The sequence below is a fragment of the Microbacterium sp. H6 genome, from assembly GCF_003314775.1.
GTDB lineage: Bacteria > Actinomycetota > Actinomycetes > Actinomycetales > Microbacteriaceae > Microbacterium > Microbacterium oxydans.
In genome coordinates this window covers 10,875-11,209 of sequence record NZ_QOAY01000139.1, presented here as the reverse complement: position 1 = coordinate 11,209, position 335 = coordinate 10,875, and the positions used below count along the sequence as shown (strand labels likewise).

At 68.1% G+C, this 335-nt stretch carries 1 protein-coding gene; it reads left to right on the top strand.

Features of this window, described 5'->3' with window-relative positions:
- Positions 1 to 335, top strand: a 335-nt coding sequence (locus tag DSP71_RS22170; protein WP_181800704.1) for a hypothetical protein, incomplete at both ends; no start/stop codon positions are given.

Here is a 335-nt window from a genome sequence, read left to right as displayed (position 1 = left end):
ACCGGCTCCCCGGCTTCAACCCCGCCGACAACCCCGACGACGAATCGCAGCGCCTCGCACACGTCCGCTTCGGCGCACTCGACATCACCCCCACACCCGAACGGGTCCGCCGCCTCGAAGCCGCCGGACTCATCCGCCCCTACGACTACGAGCCCTGGCACTTCGAACTGCCCGGCATCCGCAAGTACTCCATCGTCCGCGCACTCCCCGCTGCCGCCACCGGCAACGCGGGCACACAGGAAGGAATCATCATGGCCGAGGCCATCGTCTCCGCACCAAACGGGATCGTCGTCCACCTCCGCACCGGAGGCAAGACGAACTTCACCAAGCCCGCC